The sequence below is a fragment of the Terriglobales bacterium genome, assembly GCA_035937135.1.
Classification (GTDB): domain Bacteria; phylum Acidobacteriota; class Terriglobia; order Terriglobales; family Acidobacteriaceae; genus DASYVL01.
Genome location: DASYVL010000132.1, coordinates 1 through 2,660 on the forward strand (window position 1 = coordinate 1; position 2,660 = coordinate 2,660).

General features: G+C 67.3%; 4 protein-coding genes. All 4 read right to left on the minus strand.

What is annotated here, in order from left to right:
* A partial coding sequence (locus VGQ94_07935; GenBank protein ID HEV2022446.1) for an SCO family protein occupies positions 1-452 on the minus strand: 452 nt, incomplete at its 3' end.
* Entirely contained in the window at positions 449-901 is a 453-nt protein-coding gene (locus VGQ94_07940; protein HEV2022447.1) for a hypothetical protein, read from the minus strand. The genes VGQ94_07935 and VGQ94_07940, both read right to left, overlap by 4 nt.
* The gene (locus tag VGQ94_07945; protein ID HEV2022448.1) at positions 888-2,114 is read right to left on the minus strand and encodes a hypothetical protein; all 1,227 of its coding nucleotides are present in this window, start codon (positions 2,112-2,114) and stop codon (positions 888-890) included. Before VGQ94_07945 ends, VGQ94_07940 begins: the two co-directional genes overlap by 14 nt.
* A partial coding sequence (locus VGQ94_07950) for a cytochrome c (protein HEV2022449.1) occupies positions 2,111-2,660 on the minus strand: 550 nt, incomplete at its 5' end. The genes VGQ94_07950 and VGQ94_07945, both read right to left, overlap by 4 nt.

Consider the following 2,660-nt stretch of genomic DNA (forward strand, 5'->3'; position numbering starts at 1 on the left):
GTGCCGGGACGCCCGTAGCGCGCCAGGATGGCCTGCTTCTTGGCCGCGGCCTTGGCCGGGCCTTCGCGCGCGTCAAAGCTCACCGCCACCACGTCGAATTCCTTGCCGGGGTCGAAGCTGAGGGGCTTGAGGTCGCGGGCCAGCCCTTCGAGCACCAGGGTGCAGAGCATGGGGCAGTCGTAGTACACCAGGGCCAGGATCACCGGGCGCTGGCCGAAGTAGTGGCCCAGGGTGACGCTGCGCCCGTCCTCGTCGCGGAATGCGGCCTCGAGCGGGAGTGGCTGGTTGAGCCGCTGGTCGATGCCCGCCTTCTGGATCAGGGGAGGGCGCGTATCCGCGGGCGGGGAATCGGCGGACTGCTTTTGCTGGGCCGGCGCGTAGGGCGCCGCCGTCGCCGCCAAGGATGCCAGCAGCAGGATCGCGGTCCTGGGGAATGTTGCCAGGGTCGTCACTTCTTTTTCTCCGTAGTCTGCGCCGGCTGCGGAGGCGGGGCGGGCCACGCCGGCACGCCGCGCTCCGCGATCATTTGCATGGCGCGGTCAATGGGCAGGTGGACGACGCCCGCCTGGCGATCCACCCAGCCGTATGTGTTCAGCAGCTCATCCTCCCGGGCCCGCGTCTTCCCCTGGTCGGCGGCGGCGTTGGACTGCAACTGCGGCTGCGGGAATCGCGCCGCCGGGTTGGCGGGCGGTTTTTCGCCGGCGAGCAGCGGGTTTTGTACGGGGTCGGAGGCGGTCGCCTGCCAGTCGAAGTACTGGAACATCCCCCACAGCGACGCATAGATGATCACGGCGGCCACAATCATCCAGAAGCCGAAGCGCAGGATGGCGCGCACGTTCTCGTCGCCGCTGGGCGGCGCGGGTGAACGCGGGCTGGGGATGTTCAGCTCACTCGGATCCATGAGCATGCTCCAAAACTTGCGGCAGTAAAGGATCGTTCAGCGGCAGCAGCGGGCGGCTCTTGAGCTGCCGCAGGAACTCCGCCATCCACACTCCGCCTACCGCCACGGGCGCGGCCAGGTCCAGCCAGTGGAAACGCAGGCCCCCGGCGGCTTCGGGGAAGCTGGGCGCGACCAGCCAGTAGAGGTCCACGTAGCGCATGGCCAGCACCGCCGCGGCCACCAGCGCCAGCGTGCGGCCCTGCCGCTTCAAGTCGCGCGAGAGCAGCAGCAGGAAGGGAAGCACGAAGTGGAAGAGCAGCAGCGCCAGTCCCACCACCCGCCATCCTCCGGCCAGGCGCACCTTATACCAGGTAATCTCCTCCGGCAGGTTGCCGGACCAGATGATGAGGAACTGGGAGAAGCTGAAGTAGGCCCAGATCATGACGAAGGCCAGTAGCAGTTTTCCCAGATCGTGGAAGTGCCCGGGCGCGAGGACGTCCGACATGGGCGGGTGCTTCGAAAGCAGCGAAGCCATGGCGATCATCAGCGACATGGCTGCCACCGCTCCGCCGGCCATGAACAGCATGCCGTAGATGGTGGAGTACCAGTGCGGATCGAGGGACATGACCCAGTCGATGGCGGAAAAAGTCACCGTCAGCCCGTAGAGCAGCAACCCAATGGCGCTGAAGCCCTGCATGCGGTCGCGCAAGGAGGCGCGGGGAGCTTGGTCCTGCTGGAGCGACCAGCGGCTGAGCAGATGCGCGGCGCCGCACCACAGCGCGAAGTAGAAAACGGCGCGGGCGACGAAGGCGGTCTGATTCAAATACGCAGCCTTGTGCTGGAGTAGCGAGTCGTGCGCCACCTTGGCCGGGTCGGCCCAGGAGTACATGGGTGTGTCAACGAACAGCGAGATCACTACTGGCACGAACAGCAGCGCCAGCAGGGGGAAGACGCGCGTCGCCGCCTCCAGCGGCCTGCGGATGACGAATCCCCAGATGCCGCCGGAGAGGTGCTGGAGCATGAGAATAGCGAGGCAACCCAGAGAAATCCCCAGCCACAGCAGGTAACCGGCGAGGTAGGAGCGGAAGAACTGCGCGGGATTGATGAAGGCGCCGATGAGGCAAGCGGCTCCGGCCACCAGGCCGATGATCAGCGAGCGTCGCTGGATCTGCTCCACGATCGGCGGCGCGGCGAAGTCGCTGATCATGACCGGATTGGCGCGCTCCGAGCTCATCGCGGCGGGCCTTTCTTCTCGGTTTCGGCCGGCTTGGTTTCGGGTGCAGGCTCGGGCTGGGGCGTCGGTGGCGCCGGTTCTTTCATCAGTTGCTCACGCTGCACTGGCGGCAGATCTTCCAGAGTGGCGTGCTGGCTGAACTGCAAAGCGCGGATGTAGGTGGCGATGGCCCAGCGGTCTTCCGGGGAGATCTGCGCGGCGTAGTCAGACATGGCGCCGAAGCCGCGAGTCATGGCGTCGAAGTAATAGCCGGGAGGCGCCGCCCGCAGCCGCGGGTCGTGGAAGGACACGGGACGCCGGTAGCCGCGCTGCACCACCACTCCGAATCCGTTGCCGGTGCGCGCGTGGCAGGGCGCGCAGTAGATGTTGTAGCGCTCCTGGCCGCGCTCCAGCAGGGTGCGCGTCACCGGCATGGGGAACTGGACGGCAAACTGGTCGCCGACCTTGCCGGTGTAGAAGACCGTGTCCTCGCGCAACTGGCCGCGGGCCACGGTGCCAGGGACGGGGGCGCGCGCGGAGCGGCCGTCGGGGAAGAAGTCGCTCGAG

Excerpts from the sequence above, each read along its gene's own strand:
- VGQ94_07945 (HEV2022448.1), bottom strand. The coding sequence starts at position 2,114 with ATGAGCTCGGAGCGCGCCAATCCGGTCATGATCAGCGACTTCGCCGCG.
- VGQ94_07940 (HEV2022447.1), bottom strand. The coding sequence starts at position 901 with ATGGATCCGAGTGAGCTGAACATCCCCAGCCCGCGTTCACCCGCGCCG.